1 tRNA gene is annotated in these 859 nt (G+C 32.1%); it reads left to right on the forward strand.

The window, feature by feature from the left end:
* The first annotated feature begins 780 nt into the window (after window positions 1–780).
* Window positions 781–851 (forward strand) — tRNA-Cys (locus HLA95_RS30365).
* Window positions 852–859: the final 8 nt, after the last annotated feature.

Raw genomic sequence — 859 nt, forward strand, 5'->3', positions numbered from 1 at the left:
TGTTCGCTGAGATAAAGACAGAATAATCAGAAACAATAGAATATAGAGTTGATTTTTTTTTTAGTACTTAACTTTTTTCGTGGATTCCATTGTTCAAAAAATGATTCGCAGAGAAGAGAGATCTTTTTACCTATATATATATTTTTAGTAGAATTCGTAGAATATGAATAAAGTGGGTTGTATTTATTAAACAATAGCTATTTATATACTCGTCTCCTCCTTTATTGCAGTTCTATTCGGGGCAACGCAGGTCGTGCTTTATCATCTATTTTCTATTCAATGAAAAATTGAAGCACGATAATTTCTTGATAATTCCCTTATAGGCATCATATAGATAAGATACCCAATTAGATATCTGTGTAACAATTTCTGTTCTAGGGTTTACATATATTCATAATTGCTGTTATAATTAACATTGAGAAGGATTTTTTATTGAAAAGAATTAATACTGATTAGTTATGTATCAATTTGGATTTTCTTATGAAACACAATTTGAGATTCAAATCCAAGAATCATTCATGAATTCACAGCCAATAGTTAATGGTTCCAATTTGTCCTGAATTTTGGCTTTTGTGACTGAAAATCCACATTTTATTTTTCAATAGAAAAGAGAGGGGAAGTTTTTAGGTATTGTGTCTTTTGAGATACTATACAATCAATCGAAGGGATGGATCCAATCCAAAAAGGAAGGATTTCTTTTAGGAAAGGGATTAAGGAAAACGGGATTCAAGATGCAAGTACAATAAAAAAAAAAGAAGTTCATCTATTTTCTATCGTTTTGGCGGCATGGCCGAGTGGTAAGGCGGGGGACTGCAAATCCTTTTTCCCCAGTTCAAATCCGGGTGTCGCCTGATCAACA

The organism is Geminicoccus harenae, assembly GCF_019800005.1.
Lineage (GTDB): Bacteria > Pseudomonadota > Alphaproteobacteria > Geminicoccales > Geminicoccaceae > Geminicoccus > Geminicoccus harenae.